Source organism: Photobacterium sp. R1 (assembly GCF_054600795.1).
Window position 1 is genome coordinate 1 of the sequence record NZ_BAAHZP010000895.1, and the last position, 242, is coordinate 242.

Sequence of the window (242 nt, forward strand, 5' to 3'; positions counted from 1 at the left end):
CAGCGTCAATTCCAGTCCTTTTTCTTGGGAGCTTGGTGCAAGCAGTCTCATCACCTCATCGAGAGAATCGGTAAAGACGAACGGAATGTTTTCAAGCAGCAGTTTTCCGGCTACCAGTTTCGAGAAGTCGAGGATGTCATTGATGATGGTCAGCAGGTTGTAGGCCGACATTTCAATTGTCAGCAGATAATCATGCTGGCTGGCACTGAGCCGGGTGTTAAGCATCTGACGGGTAAAGCCGA

The 242-nt window shown here is 49.2% G+C and carries 1 protein-coding gene; it reads right to left on the reverse strand.

Annotated features, from left to right (window positions below; genetic code table 11):
- Positions 1 to 242, reverse strand: a 242-nt coding sequence (locus tag ACYP03_RS27645) for a hypothetical protein (RefSeq protein WP_459782887.1), incomplete at both ends; no start/stop codon positions are given.